At 66.6% G+C, this 16,550-nt stretch carries 14 protein-coding genes; 12 read left to right on the top strand and 2 right to left on the bottom strand.

Features of this window, described 5'->3' with window-relative positions; all coding sequences use genetic code 11:
• The first annotated feature begins 362 nt into the window (after positions 1-362).
• The gene (locus AC2LD7_RS19315; protein ID WP_416160545.1) at positions 363-1,853 is read left to right on the top strand and encodes an aldehyde dehydrogenase family protein; all 1,491 of its coding nucleotides are present in this window, start codon (positions 363-365) and stop codon (positions 1,851-1,853) included.
• 89 nt (positions 1,854-1,942) lie between these two features.
• The gene (locus AC2LD7_RS19310) at positions 1,943-2,215 is read left to right on the top strand and encodes a DUF4242 domain-containing protein (RefSeq protein ID WP_124086882.1); all 273 of its coding nucleotides are present in this window, start codon (positions 1,943-1,945) and stop codon (positions 2,213-2,215) included.
• A 42-nt stretch (positions 2,216-2,257) separates the two neighbouring features.
• On the opposite strand, the gene AC2LD7_RS19305 is transcribed toward AC2LD7_RS19310, so the two are convergent.
• Complete coding sequence (locus tag AC2LD7_RS19305; RefSeq protein WP_267934379.1) at positions 2,258-4,162, bottom strand: sigma-54-dependent Fis family transcriptional regulator; 1,905 nt, start codon at positions 4,160-4,162, stop codon at positions 2,258-2,260.
• Positions 4,163-4,418: 256 nt separating this feature from the next.
• Between AC2LD7_RS19305 and AC2LD7_RS19300 the strand changes: the two genes are divergently transcribed.
• The 8 genes from AC2LD7_RS19300 to pqqF all read left to right on the top strand — a co-directional run bounded on the left by AC2LD7_RS19300 (position 4,419) and on the right by pqqF (position 13,133).
• Positions 4,419-5,327: a transporter gene (locus AC2LD7_RS19300; RefSeq protein ID WP_267934380.1), complete on the top strand. Its 909-nt coding sequence runs from the start codon at positions 4,419-4,421 to the stop codon at positions 5,325-5,327.
• 48 nt (positions 5,328-5,375) lie between these two features.
• The gene (locus AC2LD7_RS19295) at positions 5,376-7,463 is read left to right on the top strand and encodes a PQQ-dependent dehydrogenase, methanol/ethanol family (protein ID WP_484599293.1); all 2,088 of its coding nucleotides are present in this window, start codon (positions 5,376-5,378) and stop codon (positions 7,461-7,463) included.
• 61 nt (positions 7,464-7,524) lie between these two features.
• Positions 7,525-7,596 carry a pyrroloquinoline quinone precursor peptide PqqA gene (gene pqqA / locus AC2LD7_RS19290; protein ID WP_003239771.1) on the top strand — a complete coding sequence of 24 codons (72 nt, stop codon included), beginning with the start codon at positions 7,525-7,527 and terminating at the stop codon, positions 7,594-7,596.
• A gap of 78 nt (positions 7,597-7,674) precedes the next feature.
• Entirely contained in the window at positions 7,675-8,589 is a 915-nt protein-coding gene (pqqB, locus tag AC2LD7_RS19285) for a pyrroloquinoline quinone biosynthesis protein PqqB (RefSeq protein ID WP_155687753.1), read from the top strand.
• 29 nt (positions 8,590-8,618) lie between these two features.
• Complete coding sequence (pqqC, locus tag AC2LD7_RS19280; RefSeq protein WP_267934382.1) at positions 8,619-9,371, top strand: pyrroloquinoline-quinone synthase PqqC; 753 nt, start codon at positions 8,619-8,621, stop codon at positions 9,369-9,371.
• Complete coding sequence (gene pqqD / locus AC2LD7_RS19275; protein ID WP_023123334.1) at positions 9,368-9,646, top strand: pyrroloquinoline quinone biosynthesis peptide chaperone PqqD; 279 nt, start codon at positions 9,368-9,370, stop codon at positions 9,644-9,646. The genes pqqC and pqqD overlap by 4 nt, the downstream gene beginning before the upstream one ends.
• On the top strand, positions 9,618-10,769 hold the full coding sequence (gene pqqE, locus AC2LD7_RS19270) for a pyrroloquinoline quinone biosynthesis protein PqqE (protein ID WP_023123335.1): 1,152 nt from the start codon (positions 9,618-9,620) through the stop codon (positions 10,767-10,769). Before pqqD ends, pqqE begins: the two co-directional genes overlap by 29 nt.
• Positions 10,770-13,133 (top strand): pyrroloquinoline quinone biosynthesis protein PqqF, encoded by a 2,364-nt coding sequence (gene pqqF, locus AC2LD7_RS19265; RefSeq protein ID WP_484599292.1) that lies wholly within the window; start codon positions 10,770-10,772, stop codon positions 13,131-13,133.
• Here pqqF and AC2LD7_RS19260 read toward each other — a convergent pair.
• Positions 13,130-14,086: a LysR family transcriptional regulator gene (locus AC2LD7_RS19260; RefSeq protein ID WP_484599291.1), complete on the bottom strand. Its 957-nt coding sequence runs from the start codon at positions 14,084-14,086 to the stop codon at positions 13,130-13,132. The two genes, pqqF and AC2LD7_RS19260, sit on opposite strands and share 4 nt — an antisense overlap.
• Positions 14,087-14,470: 384 nt before the next feature.
• On the opposite strand from AC2LD7_RS19260, the gene AC2LD7_RS19255 reads away from it, so the two are divergent.
• Positions 14,471-14,800, top strand: coding sequence for a DUF485 domain-containing protein (locus AC2LD7_RS19255; protein ID WP_484599290.1), 330 nt, complete (start codon positions 14,471-14,473; stop codon positions 14,798-14,800).
• The gene (locus AC2LD7_RS19250; protein ID WP_484599289.1) at positions 14,797-16,446 is read left to right on the top strand and encodes a cation acetate symporter; all 1,650 of its coding nucleotides are present in this window, start codon (positions 14,797-14,799) and stop codon (positions 16,444-16,446) included. The genes AC2LD7_RS19255 and AC2LD7_RS19250 overlap by 4 nt, the downstream gene beginning before the upstream one ends.
• Positions 16,447-16,550 lie beyond the last annotated feature (104 nt).

Genomic DNA, 16,550 nt, shown 5'->3' with positions numbered 1-16,550 from the left:
ATGGTCATGGCCAGCAGGGGGTTGTCCTGCGGGCCGCGGGTGTAGCTGAGCTGAGTCATGTCGGTACCCATTTGTTGTGCTTGTTATGGGGAATCCGCGAGCGCGGAGATCGCCGGCACTCCCAACAGGAAGCATGCCAAGGAGACGCAAGCCGTCTGTTCCCAGCGCCTGCTACCGCTGCGCGGTTTCAATCGGAGCGGTGCAGCTGTCTCGTTTTGCGACAGCTGTATGTCTTCGATACAGCCTGGCCAGCCCCGCGACCGCCAGCGGAAGCCCGCAGACGCAATCTGGCACGGCCTTGCCGGCACTGGCACAGGCGTTGCTCAAGCCCCGACACAAAACCACAACAAGAGGCTTCGTCCATGGAAACCCTACCGCTACACCGCAAAACCCTCGATTTCCTTGCCCGACCGCAACGCATGCTGATCGGCGCCCAGTGGCTGGATGCCGCCAACGGCAATAGCCTGCAGGTGCGCAACCCGGCCACCGGCGAGCCGCTGGCCAGCGTACCCTCGGCCAGCGCCGTGGACGTGGATCAGGCCGTGCAGGCTGCCCGCCGCGCCTTCTACGACTCCGCCTGGAGCCGCGTGCGCCCGCGCGAGCGGCAGAACCTGCTGTGGCGCCTGGCCGAATTGATCGAGCGCGACGCCGACGTGCTGGCCGAGCTGGAGTGCCTGAACAATGGCAAGAGCGCCCAGGTCGCCCGCGCTATGGACGTACAACTGTGCATCGACTTCCTGCGCTACATGGCCGGCTGGGCCACCAAGATCGAAGGCAGCACGGTTGAGCCATCTCTGCCATTGATGCCGAACGAGGATTTCCACGCCTATATCCGCCGCGAGGCGGTGGGCGTAGTGGGCGCCATCGTGGCCTGGAATTTTCCGCTGCTGCTGGCCTGCTGGAAGCTCGGTCCGGCGCTGGCCAGCGGCTGCACCCTGGTGCTCAAACCGGCCGACGAAACCCCGCTGAGCGCGCTGAAACTGGCCGAGCTTGTTCTGGAGGCTGGGTACCCGGCCGGGGTGTTCAACGTGGTCACCGGCACCGGCCTGAACGCCGGCGCCGCGCTGTCCAGCCACCCGGGCGTGGACAAACTGACCTTCACCGGCTCCACCGAGGTGGGCAAGCAGATCGGCAAGGTGGCCATGGACAACATGACCCGGGTGACCCTGGAGCTGGGCGGCAAGTCGCCGACCATAGTGCTGGCCGATGCCGATTTGCAGCAGGCCGCCGCTGGCGCCGCCAGCGCCATCTTCTTCAACCAGGGCCAGGTGTGCTGCGCCGGCTCGCGCCTGTACGTGCAGCGCAAGCACTTCGACAACGTGGTGGCCGACATCGCAGCCATCGCCAACGGCATGAAGCTAGGCAACGGCCTCGACCCCAGCGTGCAGATGGGCCCGCTGATCTCCGCCAAGCAGCAGGATCGGGTCACCGGCTATATCAACCTGGGCCGCGAGCTGGGCGCCACCGTTGCTTGCGGCGGCGAAGGTTTCGGCCCCGGCTACTTCGTCCAGCCGACGGTGCTGGTGGACGTCGACCAGCGCCACCGCCTGGTGCAAGAAGAAATCTTCGGCCCGGTGCTGGTGGCCATGCCCTTCGACGATATCGACGAGGTGGTGTGCCTGGCCAACGACAACCCCTACGGCCTGGGTGCCAGCATCTGGTCCAATGACCTCGGAGCGGTGCACCGGATGATTCCGCGCATCCGCTCCGGCTCTGTGTGGGTCAACTGCCATAGCGCCCTCGACCCGGTCTTGCCGTTTGGCGGCCACAAGCTGTCCGGCATCGGCCGCGAGATGGGCGCCGCCGCCATCGAGCACTACACCGAACTGAAGACCGTGATGATCAAGTTGTGAGTTTTGCAGGTGGGATGCCGTCCCGAGCGGCGCCCTGCCCTTTTTCTTCCGGGCGCGCCAGTGGCGCCCCAACCGACAAGGAAACCGACATGCCGAAATACCTGATCGAGCGCGATATTCCCGGCGCCGGGCAGCTCACCGTCGAGGAGCTGCAGGCCATCTCGCAGCGCTCCTGCGCCGTACTCAACGCCATGGGGCCACAGATCCAGTGGCTACACAGCTACGTGACGGACGACCGGGTCTACTGCCTGTACATCGCCGCCACCGAGGCCCAGGTACGCGAGCATGCCGCGCAAGGCGGCTTCCCGGTCAACCAGGTGGCCGAAGTGCGCGGCATCATCGATCCCACCACCGCGGGCTGATTCGCCGCTTCGGCGACGGCCGCCGCGCAGGCAAGCGGCTCGCTACCCCTGCTCCATTCCCTTGAGCTTGCGATACAGCGTCGCGCGGGCGATGCCCAGGCTGCGCGCGGCGGCCGAGAGGTTGCCGCCGGCGGCCTCCACCGCGGCGCGAATGGCCCGCGCCTCGGCACGCTGCAGCGTACTCCCCGCCTCCGCCGTCAGCCCTTCGTTCGCCACCGCCGCGGCCTGTTCGCCGCGGCCGGCGCGCACCTCGTCCGGCAGGTGCTGCACGCCGATCTCGCCGTCGTCCTCGGCCAGCGCCGCAGCCAGGCGCAGGCACTGGTAGAGCTGGCGGATATTGCCCGGCCAGTGATAGTCCAGCAGCGCCTGCAGCGCCGCTGGGCTCAGCTGGAGAGGCTGCTGTGCGTCGGTCTCGGCGCGCAGCAGGTGCTGGATCAGCGCCGCCAGGTCGCGCCGCTCGCGCAGTGCCGGCAGGCTCACGCGCAGGCCGTTGATGCGGTAGTAGAGGTCCTCGCGAAAGCCCTGCTCGGCGCTGAGCTGCTGCAGGTCACGGTGGGTGGCGCAGATCAGCGCGCAGTCCACCTTGATCAGCTGGTTGCTGCCCAGGCGGCTCAGGCTGCGCTCCTGCAGCACGCGCAAGAGACGGCCCTGCAGCTCCAGCGGCATGTCGCCGATCTCGTCGAGAAACAGCGTGCCCTTGTGCGCCTGCTCGATCTTGCCGATGGCGCCGCCCTTGCGGCTGCCGGTGAAGGCGCCTTCGACATGGCCGAATAGCTCCGACTCGATCAGGCTGGCCGGAATCGACGAGCAGTTGATGGCCACGAAGGCTTCGCCGGCCCGCGCACTGCCCTCATGCAGCAGGCGGGCGAAGACCTCCTTGCCAGTGCCCGTCTCGCCATTGATCAGCACCGGGATATCGCGGGCAAAGGCCTTGCGCGCCCGCGCCAGGGCATCCTGCAGCGCCGGGTCCTGCAGGCAGGGGCCGCTCTGCGGGGCCGGCAGCGACTCGGCGGTGCGCCGCGGACGCGGCGTCTCGGCAAGCGTCGGTGCCGTCCGCTGCGGCGAGTCCTGGGTGATGCAAGCGTGCAGTTCGCCGCCATGGTGACTGCGTAGGCGCAGCGGCGCGCTGAGATCGTGGCGGCGATAACAGGCGGCGTGGGCAAAGGGCATGTCGAACAGTTCGGCGAAGTCCAGGCCGGCGCGCACCTCGCCCAGATGCAGCAACTGGCCGGCGATGCGGTTGGCGCAACGCAGCTTGCCCGCCGGGTCGAAGGCCAGCAGCCCCTCCAGCGGCGTGCCGAGTATGTCCAGACGATGGTGCAGGTGCACCAGCAGCACCTCGCCGAGCTGGGCGAACAGGCGATTCTCGATGGCGCGGGCGGCGAACACCAGCGACTCCAGAGTGTAGACAGAGGGCGCGCCCTGCCGGCTGCTGGCGTCCAACACCCCGACTATGCCGCCGTCCAGGCCGAAGATCGGCGTGGCCAGGCAGGAGAACTGGCGGGCCTCCTCCAGATAGTGCTCCTCACCGACGAAGAACACCGACTCGCGCTCGGCCAGGGCGCAGCCCGGAGCCGTGGTGCCAACGTTCTGCTCGGAAATCTGCGCGCCGATGCGAAATACCTGGCTCAGCTCGCGGGTGCCGGCGCCGCGCCCGCTCAGGCTGCTAAGCACCACGCCCTCCAGGTCGATGCAGGCCAGCACCCAATCCTGCGGTGCCAGCGCCGCATGCAGCTGCTGCATCTCGGGCATGGCGCAGCCCAGCAGTAGGCGGTCGCGCTCGGCGATCTGCTTACCGCTGGCCACCAGTGGTGCCTCGAACAGTAGCTTGTCGCGCTGGCACAGGCCGTAGTGCTGCGAACGCTGCCAGGAACGGGCGACCACCTGTGAATCGACCAGATGCTTGCCCGAGGTGGGCGTCGCGGCGGGGTCACTGGATCTGTGCATGGCATATGTCTCACGGCCTGGTGTCTCGAACTGGGCCAGCCCGGCCCCGAGCCACTGTCTCAGTTTGAAACAGCGCTACGGCGAGGCGGTGCTCGCGCCCTGCTAGAGGACTCTTGTTGTTATATAAGTCATTGATTTAGATTGGTTTTTTGCCGAAATAAAAAAGCTGGCATAGACTCTGCTCAATGACCTCACAGCGTCCGGAGAGAAACCCGGTAGCACTATGATCTTAAACAAAAACAATAAAGGTGATGTCATGAAATTGAGCACAAATGCGGCTCGGCCCAAACTGGCCCGGCAGTGGCTGCATGCTTCCCTATTCGGCCTGCTGGCCGGCTTCTCCGCCAGCGCCTCGGCGGTCGACGTCGACGCCGGCGACTACACCGCCCTGCCTGCCGGCACCAACCTGGGCTTGCTCTACTACCAGCACGCCGAACGCAACCGCCTCTACGCCAACGGCGACAAGCTGCCGCTGGACGCCGGCCTGGACTCGGACATCGGCATCCTGCGCGGCGTGCACTTCATGGAACTGGGCAGCTACATCGTCGACCCGCAGTTCCTCCTGCCCTTCGGCAACGTGCGCGCCCAGGACGATCTGTCGACCCTGGGCAGCGACAGCGGCACCGGCGACCTGATCCTGGCCGCCACCGTATGGCTGGTGAACCAGCCGGAACAGCGCCGCTACTTCGGCATCACCCCCTACCTCTGGCTGCCCACCGGCAGCTACGACAACGACCGCGCCATCAACCTCGGCGAGAACCGCTGGAAGGGTGCGCTGCAGGCCGGCTACATCGAGGGCCTGGGCGACAAGTTCAGCCTCGACCTGGTGGGCGACGTGACCTTCTTCGGCAAGAACGACGACTTCGGCCCCGCCAGCCAGACTCTCAAGCAGAAGCCGCTGTTCCAGGCCCAGGCGTTCCTGCGCTACCACGTCAACGAACGCTTCGACCTGCGCGCCGGCGTCTCGCGCCTGTGGGGCGGCGAGACCGAGGTGGACGGCCTGGACATGGACGATAAACCCAACACCAGCAAGTTCAGCGTCGGCGCCAGCTGGTTCTTCACCCCGCGCGACCAGCTGCTGGTCAATTTCGGCCGCGACCTCTCGGTGGACAATGGCTTCAAGGAGCAGGGACGGGTCAACCTGCGCCTGCTACACGTTTTCTAAGCACCGCCGCTTGCCTTCCCATTCCAACAACAACAGGAGTTTCACGTGATGCCTACCCTCCCTCAATCACGCCGTCTCGTCTGCATGCTGACTGCGCTGCTGGTCGCCGGTAGCGCCCAGGCCGCCAAGGTCGACGAGGCCGCCATCCGTGCCAGCGAGCAAGACGGCAGCGAATGGCTCAGCCATGGCCGCACCTATGCCGAGCAGCGCTTCAGCCCGCTCAAGCAGATCGACGCCGGCAACGTCGGCAAGCTGGGCCTGGCCTGGTACATGGATCTGGAAAACAACCGTGGCCTGGAGGCCACCCCGCTGGTGTCCGACGGCGTGCTCTACGCCTCGCTGTCCTGGAGCCGGGTGATGGCCGTGGACCTGCGCAGCGGCAAGCGCCTGTGGCAGTTCGATCCCCAAGTGGATCGCGGCCGCTCCCGCTACGCCTGCTGCGACGCGGTCAACCGCGGCGTCGCCCTGTGGAACGGCAAGGTCTACGTCGGAGCCCTGGACGGTCGCCTGATCGCCCTGGACGCCAAGACCGGCCGCGAGGTCTGGAGCGAACAGACCACCGACCCGACCAAGCCCTACAGCATCACCGGCGCGCCACGGGTGGTGAAGGGCAAGGTGATCATCGGCAACGGCGGGGCCGAGTACGGCGTGCGCGGCTTCTTCTCCGCCTACGATGCCGAGACCGGCAAGATGGCCTGGCGCTTCTACACGGTGCCGGGCGACCCGGCCCAGCCCTACGAGCACCCCGAACTGGCCGAAGCGGCCAAGACCTGGAAGGGCGACCAGTACTGGAAGCTCGGCGGCGGCGGCACCGTGTGGGACAGCATGGCCTACGACCCCGAACTGGACCTGCTGTACATCGGTACCGGCAACGGCTCGCCGTGGAACCGCGAGATCCGCAGTCCGGGCGGCGGCGACAACCTGTACCTGTCGTCGATCCTGGCCCTACGCCCGGACAGCGGCAAGCTGCTCTGGCACTACCAGACCACACCGGGCGAAACCTGGGACTTCACCTCCACCCAGCAGATCACCCTGGCCACCCTGGAGCTGGACGGCAAGCCGCGCAAGGTGCTGATGCAGGCGCCGAAGAACGGCTTCTTCTATGTGCTCGATCGCGCCACCGGCGAACTGCTCTCGGCGGAAAAGTTCGGCAAGGTGACCTGGGCCGAGAAGGTCGACCTGGCCACCGGCCGCCCGGTGGAGGTGCCCGGCTCGCGCTACGAGAAGGAGCAGGTGGTGATGTGGCCGAGCCCGTTCGGCGCGCACAACTGGCACTCCATGTCGTTCAACCCGCAGACCGGGCTGATGTACATCCCCTACCAGGAAATCCCCGGCGTCTATCGCAACGAGGGGGCCACGTTCAAAAAGATCGACGGCTTCAACACCGGTACCGGCTTCAGCGACACCCACGAGATACCCCGCGATGCGGTGAGCGGCGCCCTGCTGGCCTGGGACCCGGTACGCCAGCGCGAGGCCTGGCGCGTGCCGCATAGCTTCTACTGGAACGGCGGCACCCTGAGCACCGCCGGCAACCTGGTGTTCCAGGGCACCGCCGACGGCCAGTTGCACGCCTACTCGGCGGACAAGGGACAGCGCCTGTGGAGCTTCGCCGCGCAGACCGGCATAGTCGCCGCCCCCATCAGCTTCAGCCTGGACGGCGAACAGTACGTGGCGGTCATGGCCGGCTGGGGCGGCGTGGCGCCGCTGTTCGGCGGCGACGCGGCGCTGGCGCCCGGGGTGCGCAACCTCAGCCGCCTGCTGGTGTTCAAGCTCGGCGGCCAGAGCAGCCTGCCGCCGCTGCCGCAGGCGACCACGGCCGCCGTGCAGCGCACGCCGCAAGCGGTCCAAGCGAGTGCCGCGGACCTGGACGCCGGCAAGCTGCTGTACGGCAACTACTGCTCGATGTGTCACGGCGTCGGCGCCGTCAGCGGCGGCCTGATCCCCGACCTGCGCCATACGGATCAATGGCGCCGCGACAACTTCCAGCAGATCGTCCGGGACGGCATCCTCCGTCCGCTGGGCATGCCATCCTTCAAGAACTCGCTGAGCGCGGCCGAGGTGGAACAGATCAAGGCCTATGTGATGAGCCGCGAGTACGAGGACCATCTCAAGGCGCAGCAAGCCGCCAGACCCTGACCCCCATGGGCGGGCTCGGCCCGCCCGTGGACACCACCCCAAGCACCGGAGGAACAGCAGCATGTGGACCAAACCTAGCTACACCGACCTGCGCATCGGCTTCGAAGTGACCCTGTACTTCGCCAACCGTTGAGCCTGCCGCGGCGTGCCTGGCGCGCCGCGTTTCCCGCCCCGGCCTGCCGGGGCCTGATTTTTGCCGCGCGAGGCCCAGATGCATATTCGGATTCTCGGTTCCGCCGCCGGCGGCGGTTTTCCCCAGTGGAACTGCAACTGCCGCAACTGCCGCGGCGTGCGCGCCGGCACCCTGCGGGCGCAGCCGCGTACCCAGTCGTCCATCGCCCTTTCCGATGACGGCGGCGAGTGGGTCCTGTGCAATGCCTCGCCGGACATCCGCGCCCAGCTCGAGGCCTTCCCGGCGCTACAACCGGCGCGCCAGCTGCGCGACACGGCGATCGCCGGCATCGTCCTGCTCGACAGCCAGATCGATCACTGCACCGGCCTGCTGACCCTGCGCGAAGGCTGCCCGCACCAGGTCTGGTGTACCGAGATGGTCCATCAGGACCTGACCAGCGGCTTTCCGCTGTTCAACATGCTCAGCCACTGGAACGGCGGCCTGCAGCACCAGCTGATCGAGCTGGATGCCAAGCCGTTCACCATCCCCGCCTGTCCTGGGCTGCGCCTCACCGCCATCGCCCTGCGCAGCAGCGCGCCGCCGTATTCGCCGCACCGCGGCAATCCGCATCCGGGCGACAACATCGGCCTGTTTATCGAGGACCTGCGCACGGGGGGAACCTTGTTCTACGCCCCCGGCCTGGGTCAGGTGGACGAGCCGCTGCTGGGCTGGATGCGCCGCGCCGATTGCCTGCTGGTGGACGGCACGCTGTGGCGCGACGACGAGATGCGCCGGTGCGAGGTGGGCGACAAGCTCGGCAGCGAGATGGGCCATCTGCCGCAGAGCGGCCCAGGCGGCATGCTCGAGGTGCTCGATGGCCTGCCGGCGGCGCGCAAGATCCTGATCCATATCAACAACACCAACCCGATTCTCGACCTGGACTCGCCCGAGCGTGCCGAACTGGACGCCCGCGGCATTGAGGTCGCGTTCGATGGCATGAGCATCCACCTGTAACGGGCCAACAACAAAAATCCGGAGCGTCGATGAGCCAACCTGCCATGACACCTGCCGAATTTGAGCAGGCGCTGCGCGCCAAGGGCGCGCTGTACCACATTCACCATCCCTACCACCGGGTCATGTACGAAGGCCGGGCCAGCCGCGAGCAGATCCAGGGCTGGGTGGCCAACCGCTTCTACTATCAGGTCAATATTCCGCTCAAGGACGCCGCGATCATGGCCAACTGCCCGGACCGGGAAACCCGCCGCGAGTGGATTCAGCGCATCCTCGACCACGATGGGGCTCCAGGCGAGGAAGGCGGCATCGAAGCCTGGCTGCGCCTGGCCGAGTCGGTTGGCCTGGAGCGCGAGCAGGTGCTGTCGCAGGAGCTGGTATTGCCCGGTGTGCGCTTCGCCGTCGACGCCTACGTCAACTTCGCCCGCCGAGCCAGTTGGCAGGAAGCGGCCAGCAGCTCGCTGACCGAGCTGTTCGCCCCGACCATCCACCAGTCGCGCCTGGACGCCTGGCCGCAGCACTATCCCTGGATCGACGCGGCCGGCTACGACTACTTCCGCAATCGTCTGAGCCAGGCGCGGCGCGACGTCGAGCATGGCCTGCGCATCACCCTGGAGCACTACCGCACCCGCGAGGCGCAAGAGCGCATGCTAAATATCCTGCAGTTCAAGCTCGACGTGCTGTGGAGCATGCTCGACGCCATGAGCATGGCCTACGAGCTGCAGCGCCCGCCGTACCACACGGTGACCGCCGAACGCGTCTGGCATCGGGGGATCGCCCTGTGAGCGGCTTCGACCGTCGCCTGGTCCCGCGCCTGCGCCCCGGCTACCGCCTGCAATGGGAACCGGCGCAGCAGGCCCATGTACTGCTCTACCCGGAGGGCATGGTCAAGCTCAACGACAGCGCCGGCGCCATCGCCAGCCTGATCGACGGTCGACGCAGCGTTGCCGCCATCGTCGCCGAACTGAAGGCGCGCTATCCCGAGGTCGCGGAGTTGGGCGACGACGTTGAACAGTTTATGGAGGTGGCCCGTGACAAGTTCTGGCTGCAACTCGCCTGACACCCCGCTCGGCCCGCCGCTCTGGCTGCTGGCCGAACTGACCTATCGCTGCCCGCTGCAGTGCCCGTACTGCTCCAACCCGCTGGATTTCGCCCAGCAGGGCACCGAGCTGTCGACCACCGAGTGGATCGAGGTGTTTCGCCAGGCCCGTGAGCTGGGCGCGGTGCAACTGGGTTTTTCCGGCGGTGAGCCGCTAGTGCGTCAGGATCTGGCCGAGCTGATCGCGGCGGCACGTGGCCTGGGCTACTACACCAACCTGATAACCTCCGGCATCGGCCTGACCGAGGCTCGCATCGCCGAGTTCGCCGCGGCGGGCTTGGATCATATCCAGATCAGTTTCCAGGCCGCCGACGAGGAGGTGAACAACCTCTTGGCCGGCTCGCAGAAGGCCTTCGCCCAGAAGCTGGCGATGGCCCGTGCGGTCAAGGCCCACGGCTATCCGATGGTGCTCAACTTCGTCACCCACCGGCACAATATCGACAATATCGAGCGCATCATCAGGCTGTGCCTTGAGCTGGAGGCAGACTTCGTCGAGCTCGCCACCTGTCAGTTCTATGGCTGGGCGGAGCTCAACCGCGCTGGGCTGCTGCCGACCCGTGCGCAGCTGGAACGCGCCGAACGCATTACCAATCAATGGCGTGACAGGCTCGCGGTCGAGAACCACCCGTGCAAGCTGATCTTCGTCACCCCGGATTATTACGAGGAGCGCCCCAAGGCCTGCATGAACGGCTGGGGCAGCCTGTTCCTCGACATCACCCCGGACGGCACCGCGCTGCCGTGCCACAGCGCGCGGCAGCTACCGATCGAGTTCCCCAACGTGCGGCAGATGCCGCTGCGACAGATCTGGCACGACTCGCCGGGCTTCAACCATTTCCGCGGCGACGCCTGGATGCCCGAGCCCTGCCGCAGCTGCGACGAGAAGCACAAGGACTTCGGCGGCTGTCGCTGCCAGGCCTTCCTGCTCACCGGCGACGCCAGCAACGCCGACCCGGTGTGCAGCAAGTCGGCCCATCACGGCGTGATCCTCACCGCCCGCGATGAGGCCGAGCAGGCCGAGCAAGCCATCGCCGAGCTGACCTTTCGCAACGCCGCCACCTCACGATTGATCGCCCGGGTTCGCTGAATGCCCAGCCCAAACGTGCAGCACCTGCGCCTGAGCAATGGCCTGCACGTGACCCTGCTGCACGCGCCTTGGCTGAACCGCTGCGGCGCCGCCCTGCGCATCGGCGCCGGCAGCCACGACGAACCGCCGGAGTACCCGGGACTGGCGCATTTCCTCGAACACCTGGTGTTTCTCGGCAGCCGCCACTTCGCTGCGCAGGACGGCCTGCTGCCCCTGACGATGGAGCACGGCGGCCAGGCCAACGCCAGCACCCGCGAACGCCACACCGACTATTTCTTCGAGCTGCCGACGGCCGCCGTCGACGCCGGCCTGGCGCGGTTGTGCGACATGCTCGCCGCGCCGACCCTGGATCTGCGCCAGCAGCACGCCGAGCGCGAGGTGCTGCACGCCGAATACCTGGCCTGGTCGCGCGACGACCTGAGCGCCGCCAGCCGGGCCCTGGCCGAGGCCGTGCCGGCGCGGCACCCGCTGGCGCGCTGCCACGCCGGCGAGCGCGCCAGCCTGGCGCTGCAGCAAGAGGGGTTTCAGCAGGCCCTGCGCCGCTTCCACCGGGATTTCTACCACGCCGGCCAGGCCCGCCTGGTGCTGCTCGGCCCGCAGCCGCCGGAGCAATTGCGCGAGCTCGCCGAACGCGAGGGCAATCGCCTGCGTGCCGCTACGCCCACGCCGCGCCCGCCGCCGCCGGCCCTGCTGCCGCCGCGCCACAGCCGCGTGGCGATGGCGCGCCCCGGTCTGTGCCTGCTGTTTACCCTGCAGCAACTGCCGGACGGCGCCGCGCCGGCGCTGCAGTGGCTCTGCCAGCAACTGCAGCACGACGCCCCCGGCGGCTGGGCCGCCAGCCTGGCCGAACGCGGCCTGGGCGGTCCGGTACAGGCGAGCCTGGCCTACCACCACCAGGATCAGGCACTGCTGCAACTCGACCTGGGCAGCATCGCCGCGGACGGCGAAACCGCGGTGCTCGAGCTGCTGTTCGACTGGCTGGCGTTCTTCGCCCGCCAGGACTGGGGCGCGCTGAGTACCGAACATCGCCGATGGCTGGCGCGCCAGGCCAGTACGGTGGAACCGCTGGGTCTGCTGCGCCACTGGTTGCAGGTCGGCGAGACGCCGGCGCCGGACGAGGACGTACTGCGCGAGATCCTGCCCCAGCTGCAGCTCGGCAACCTGCTGCGTCTGGTCGGCCAGTGCGGCGCAGTGGCGCGGCACGCGGCCACCCCGCCGCACTGGCAGCTGCTCTCGGCCAATCCCTGGCTGCAGCAGCGTGGCCCGAGCGGTACGACGGCGCCGAGCAATGCCACAGGCCTGCGCCGCGAGCGCCTGCCCGGCGGCCATGCCTATGGAGCGCTGTTTCTACGCTGGCAGGCAGCGCCGGGCTACTCGCCGCCCGGCGGCCTGCTGCAGGGCGCCGTGCAAGCGCTCGCCACGACGACCCGGCGCGCCGGCTTGGAGCTGGGTCTGAGTTCCGGCGGCGAGCTGTGTGAGTTGCGCCTGAGCGGACCCGCGCCGCTGCTGCCGGACCTGCTGCGCGCCAGCCTGGATGCCCTGGACGATGCTCCGGTTCCGCCGCCGGCGCTGGCGCTGGCGCCCTCGGCATCCGCGACGATGCTTCTGCGTCGCCTGTGGCAGCGTTTTGAAGGCGAGCTGACGCGCCAGCTACATCCGCCTGGCGACCCGGTGACTTTGCGCGATTGCCGTCGCGACGGCCTGGCCCTGGGCCTGGACGACGCGCAGTGGCACGCGGTCTGTTCGCGGTGGAACGCGGCGCCGGGGCAAGCCGGGCGCTGGCCGCCGCGGCGCCCGCGACTGGAGCAGCGGCTGTGGCTGGAGGTCGAGCCCATGGCGGGCGAACAGGCGCTGCTGCTGTTCGCTCCGAACGGCCAGGGCAGCGCCACCGAACAGGCTGCCTCGCGCCTACTCGGCCAGTGGCTGCAGGCGCGCTTCCACCATCACTGGCGTCAGCAACTGGGCCTAGGCTACGGCGTATTCGCCGGATATCGTCGCCTGGCCGGACTGGACGGACTGATGTTCGCCGTGCAATCGCCATACGCCAGCGCCCACGCGATGCTCGGGCATGTGCAAGCCTTTATCGACGCCCAGCAGCTGCTACAGGCACGCCTCGATCTAGCGCGCCAGCGCGAGCTGCTGCAGGCCCAGCTCGACCCCTCGCAACTGGCCCCTGGCGCGGCTGCGGCTCTGCTCTGGCAGCATGGGGGCCACGAACAGTTGCAGCGGCTGCGCGAGGCCGTGGCCGGCCTCGACTCGGCGGCCTTGAAGCGGGCCCTTCTCGCGCTGGGTGAGCCCGGCACCGGCTGCTTCTGCCTGGGCACAGCCCCCACGCCAGATTCGCGCTGGCGTCGTGTCCTTTAAAGACTCGGTAGATAGAGCATTTCGTTCGACTCACCCATCAGCAGCGGGCGATTGAGCTCCGCGCAGGCGCGCAGGTAGTCGGCTACCAAGGTGATCCGCTTGAGCTTGCGCAGATCCTCGCTGTAATACATCCAGAACTGTCGAGTGACCTCCACCTGATCCGGCAGCACTTCGCACAGCCGCGGGTCGGGACCGGCAAGGAAGCAGGGCAAAATGGCCAGTGCGTGCCCTTCCAGCGCAGCGTGGTACTGGGCGATTACGCTGGTGCTGCGCAGGCGGCTGTGCGCACCGGGCAGCAGGTCGTTCAGGTAGAGCAGTTTGAAGCTGAAGGCCAGATCTTCGATATAGGTCACGAACGGGTGACCGGCCAGGTCCTCGCGGCTGGCAATCGGCGAGTGATTGGCCAGGTACTCTGGTGTCGCATACAGACGCAGACGGTAGTCGCACAACCGCGAGCACACGTACGGCCCGCGCTCAGGCCGCTCAAGGGTGATGGCTATATCCGCCTCGCGCCGTGACAGGTTGACGAAGTGCGGGACAGGCAGGATGTCCACTGAGATATGCGGATAGTTGATGATGAAGTGGCTCATCTGCGTGGTGACGAAGCAGGAGCCGAAGGCTTCGGTACAGCCAATGCGCAGGTGCCCGGCGAGCCCACTAGTGGTTCCGGAAACCTGCTCGCAGGCTGCCAGCAGCGTACTTTCCAAAGTTTCGGCGTGGCTGACCAGGCGTTGCCCCTCGACAGTCATGACGAAGCCCGACGCTCGCGACTTCTCGAACAGCAAGGCGCCCAGGCTTTGCTCGAGGGCGCGGATGCGCCGCGACACCGTCGTGTAGTCCACTCCCAGGCGGCGTGCTGCACCGCTGGCGGTGCGGGCACGGGCGACTTCGAGGAAGAAGCGCATGTCGTCCCAATTCACGGGACCTTGCGTTGTGCTTTTTTGCATATTCATCAGGCTTTTCTGTCAATTCATATTGGATATTAGCCAACATATACTCGCATTCAACCTAGTTTGGCCAGCAGCCTTTCCGGCTCCAATTTCAATCAGGGCTAACAGCATGAGTGCAGGGTGGAGCGCCGGCTTACAAGCCGAAAAACGGCAGCTGCGCAGCAGTGCAATCACTGCCACAGTCGCGCCCGCCAAGGGTTCATTCGGCAGACACCCTATCGGCACCAAGCCTGTGGCATTTCACCATCCGCTCGCATCCGAAAGATCGCAAGAGCGGCAATGACTCCAGCAACATTCAGGTAACGCCCCGCTTCGGGACGTCGCCCGGGTACCCGTACGCCCCTCAAAAGGTCGGCACACAACAACAATTAAAAGCGGAGCCTCACCATGACGACTGACCATCCGAACCACTCCCAGACCTGCGTCCAAGTCAGGGCCAATCCCAAGTTCCAGCGACTCACCCGCCAGCGCGCGTTGCTGGCTTGGTCACTGAGCAGCGCAGTCCTGGCTGTCTATTACAGTTTCATCATGGTAGTGGCCTTCGCACCTGCCTGGCTGCACCTGCCGATGTACGACGGCAGTCACCTCAGCCTCGGCATACCGATCGGCGTAACAATTATTCTGCTGTCCTGGCTGCTTACCGCCTGGTACGTGCACACCGCCAACACCCGCTTCGACGCGCTCAGCGCGCAGATCCTCCAGGAGACCCGCGCATGAAATGCCTACTCGCCCTTCTCGCCCTCAGCCCCCTGCTGGCCAACGCCGCCCCGATCACCGCGGAGAAGCAACCACTCAATGTGCATGCCATCGGCATGTTCTTCATCTTCGTTCTCGCCACGTTGCTAATCACTTGGTGGGCGTCCCGCCGCACGCGCTCCGCTGCCGACTTCTACAGCGCCGGCGGCGGTATCACGGGTTTTCAGAATGGCCTGGCGATCGCCGGTGACTACATGTCGGCGGCCACTTTGCTGGGTCTCTCGAGCCTGGTGTTCGCCAAGGGCTATGACGGCTTCATCTATATCATTGGCTTCTTCGTTGGCTGGCCCATCGTCACCTTCCTGATGGCCGAGCGCCTGCGCAACCTGGGCCGCTACACCTTCGCCGACATCGTCTCCTTCCGCCTGGATCAAACTCGTGTGCGCAGCTTCGCAGCCCTCGGCTCGTTGACGGTGGTGTGCTGCTACCTAGTGGTGCAGATGGTCGGTGCTGGCCAGTTGATCAAGCTGCTGTTCGGCCTTGACTATCGCACAGCGGTGGTAGTGGTCGGCCTGCTGATGCTGGTCTACGTGACCTTCGGCGGCATGCTCGCCACCACATGGGTGCAGATCACCAAGGCGGTCCTACTGCTGGCCGGCGGCACTACCCTGATGCTGATGGCCCTGAGCCGCTTCGGTTTCAGCTTCGAGACGCTGGCTGCCCAAGCCGTGGCGGTACATGCCAGCGGCGTGCAGATCATGGGCCCGGGCACTTTGCTGGCCGACCCGATCAACGCAGTGTCACTGTCCCTCGGACTGGTCTTCGGCATCGCCGGGCTGCCACACATTCTGATGCGTTTCTTCACCGTGCCCAATGCCAAGGAGGCGCGCAAATCGGTGCTATTCGCCACGGTGTTCATCGGCTTTTTCTTCCTGGTGGTCTGCATCTTGGGTTACACCGCCATCGTCATCGTCGGCACAGATCCGCAGTACTATGTTGACGGTAAGCTCGGTGGCGCCATGATCGGCGGCGGCAACATGGTGGCCATGCACCTGGCCAAGGCGGTGGGCGGCAACCTGTTTCTCGGATTCCTCTCCGCCGTAGCCTTCGCCACCATCCTTGCAGTCGTGGCCGGCCTGGCCCTGGCCGGCGCCTCGGCCATCTCTCACGACCTTTATGCCTCGGTACTGAAAAAGGGTAAGACCGACGAGAAGCAGGAAATGCGCGTGTCGCGCATCGCCACTGTGGGTCTGGGCATCGTCGCGATTGCCCTCGGCATTCTGTTCGAGGGCCAGAACATCGCCTTTCTGGTCGGCCTGACGTTTGGCATAGCGGCCTCTGCGAATTTTCCAGTACTGATCATGGCCATGTACTGGGGTGGCCTGACCACCCGTGGCGCTCTCTATGGCGGTCTGACTGGCCTGATCAGCGCCCTGGCCCTGGTCATCGGCTCTCCGTCGGTGTGGGTCGGCGTATTGGGCCATGCCCAGGCGATATTCCCCTACGACCAGCCCGCACTGTTCTCCATGCCTTTGGCCTTTCTGGTCATCGTGGTGGCGTCCAAGCTGGACCGTAGCGAACGTGCCGACCGCGAACGCGCAGCCTACGCCGATCAGTTCGTCCGCGCCCAAACTGGCTTGGGTGCAGCCATGGCCAGCAGTCACTAACGCTGCAGTTTTACGGGCGCTATGCCCCGAGCGCGAGTTCACCCCCTTAGCGTCGCGCTTTTTTACTCCCGCCCTGCGCCGCCCCGCGCAGGGCACCTTCAACG

This window comes from Stutzerimonas sp. (genome assembly GCF_982611455.1).
The sequence above is the reverse complement of the archived record's forward strand: the minus strand, read 5'-3'. Positions and strand labels throughout refer to the sequence as shown.

What these genes read in the sequence shown, in the direction of transcription:
- AC2LD7_RS19315 (WP_416160545.1), top strand. Translation starts at nt 363, where the DNA reads ATGGAAACCCTACCGCTACACCGCAAAACCCTCGATTTCCTTGCCCGA.
- AC2LD7_RS19310 (WP_124086882.1), top strand. Translation starts at nt 1,943, where the DNA reads ATGCCGAAATACCTGATCGAGCGCGATATTCCCGGCGCCGGGCAGCTC.
- AC2LD7_RS19305 (WP_267934379.1), bottom strand. Translation starts at nt 4,162, where the DNA reads ATGCACAGATCCAGTGACCCCGCCGCGACGCCCACCTCGGGCAAGCAT.
- AC2LD7_RS19300 (WP_267934380.1), top strand. Translation starts at nt 4,419, where the DNA reads ATGAAATTGAGCACAAATGCGGCTCGGCCCAAACTGGCCCGGCAGTGG.
- AC2LD7_RS19295 (WP_484599293.1), top strand. Translation starts at nt 5,376, where the DNA reads ATGCCTACCCTCCCTCAATCACGCCGTCTCGTCTGCATGCTGACTGCG.
- pqqB (WP_155687753.1), top strand. Translation starts at nt 7,675, where the DNA reads ATGCATATTCGGATTCTCGGTTCCGCCGCCGGCGGCGGTTTTCCCCAG.
- pqqC (WP_267934382.1), top strand. Translation starts at nt 8,619, where the DNA reads ATGAGCCAACCTGCCATGACACCTGCCGAATTTGAGCAGGCGCTGCGC.
- pqqF (WP_484599292.1), top strand. Translation starts at nt 10,770, where the DNA reads ATGCCCAGCCCAAACGTGCAGCACCTGCGCCTGAGCAATGGCCTGCAC.
- AC2LD7_RS19260 (WP_484599291.1), bottom strand. Translation starts at nt 14,086, where the DNA reads ATGAATATGCAAAAAAGCACAACGCAAGGTCCCGTGAATTGGGACGAC.
- AC2LD7_RS19255 (WP_484599290.1), top strand. Translation starts at nt 14,471, where the DNA reads ATGACGACTGACCATCCGAACCACTCCCAGACCTGCGTCCAAGTCAGG.
- AC2LD7_RS19250 (WP_484599289.1), top strand. Translation starts at nt 14,797, where the DNA reads ATGAAATGCCTACTCGCCCTTCTCGCCCTCAGCCCCCTGCTGGCCAAC.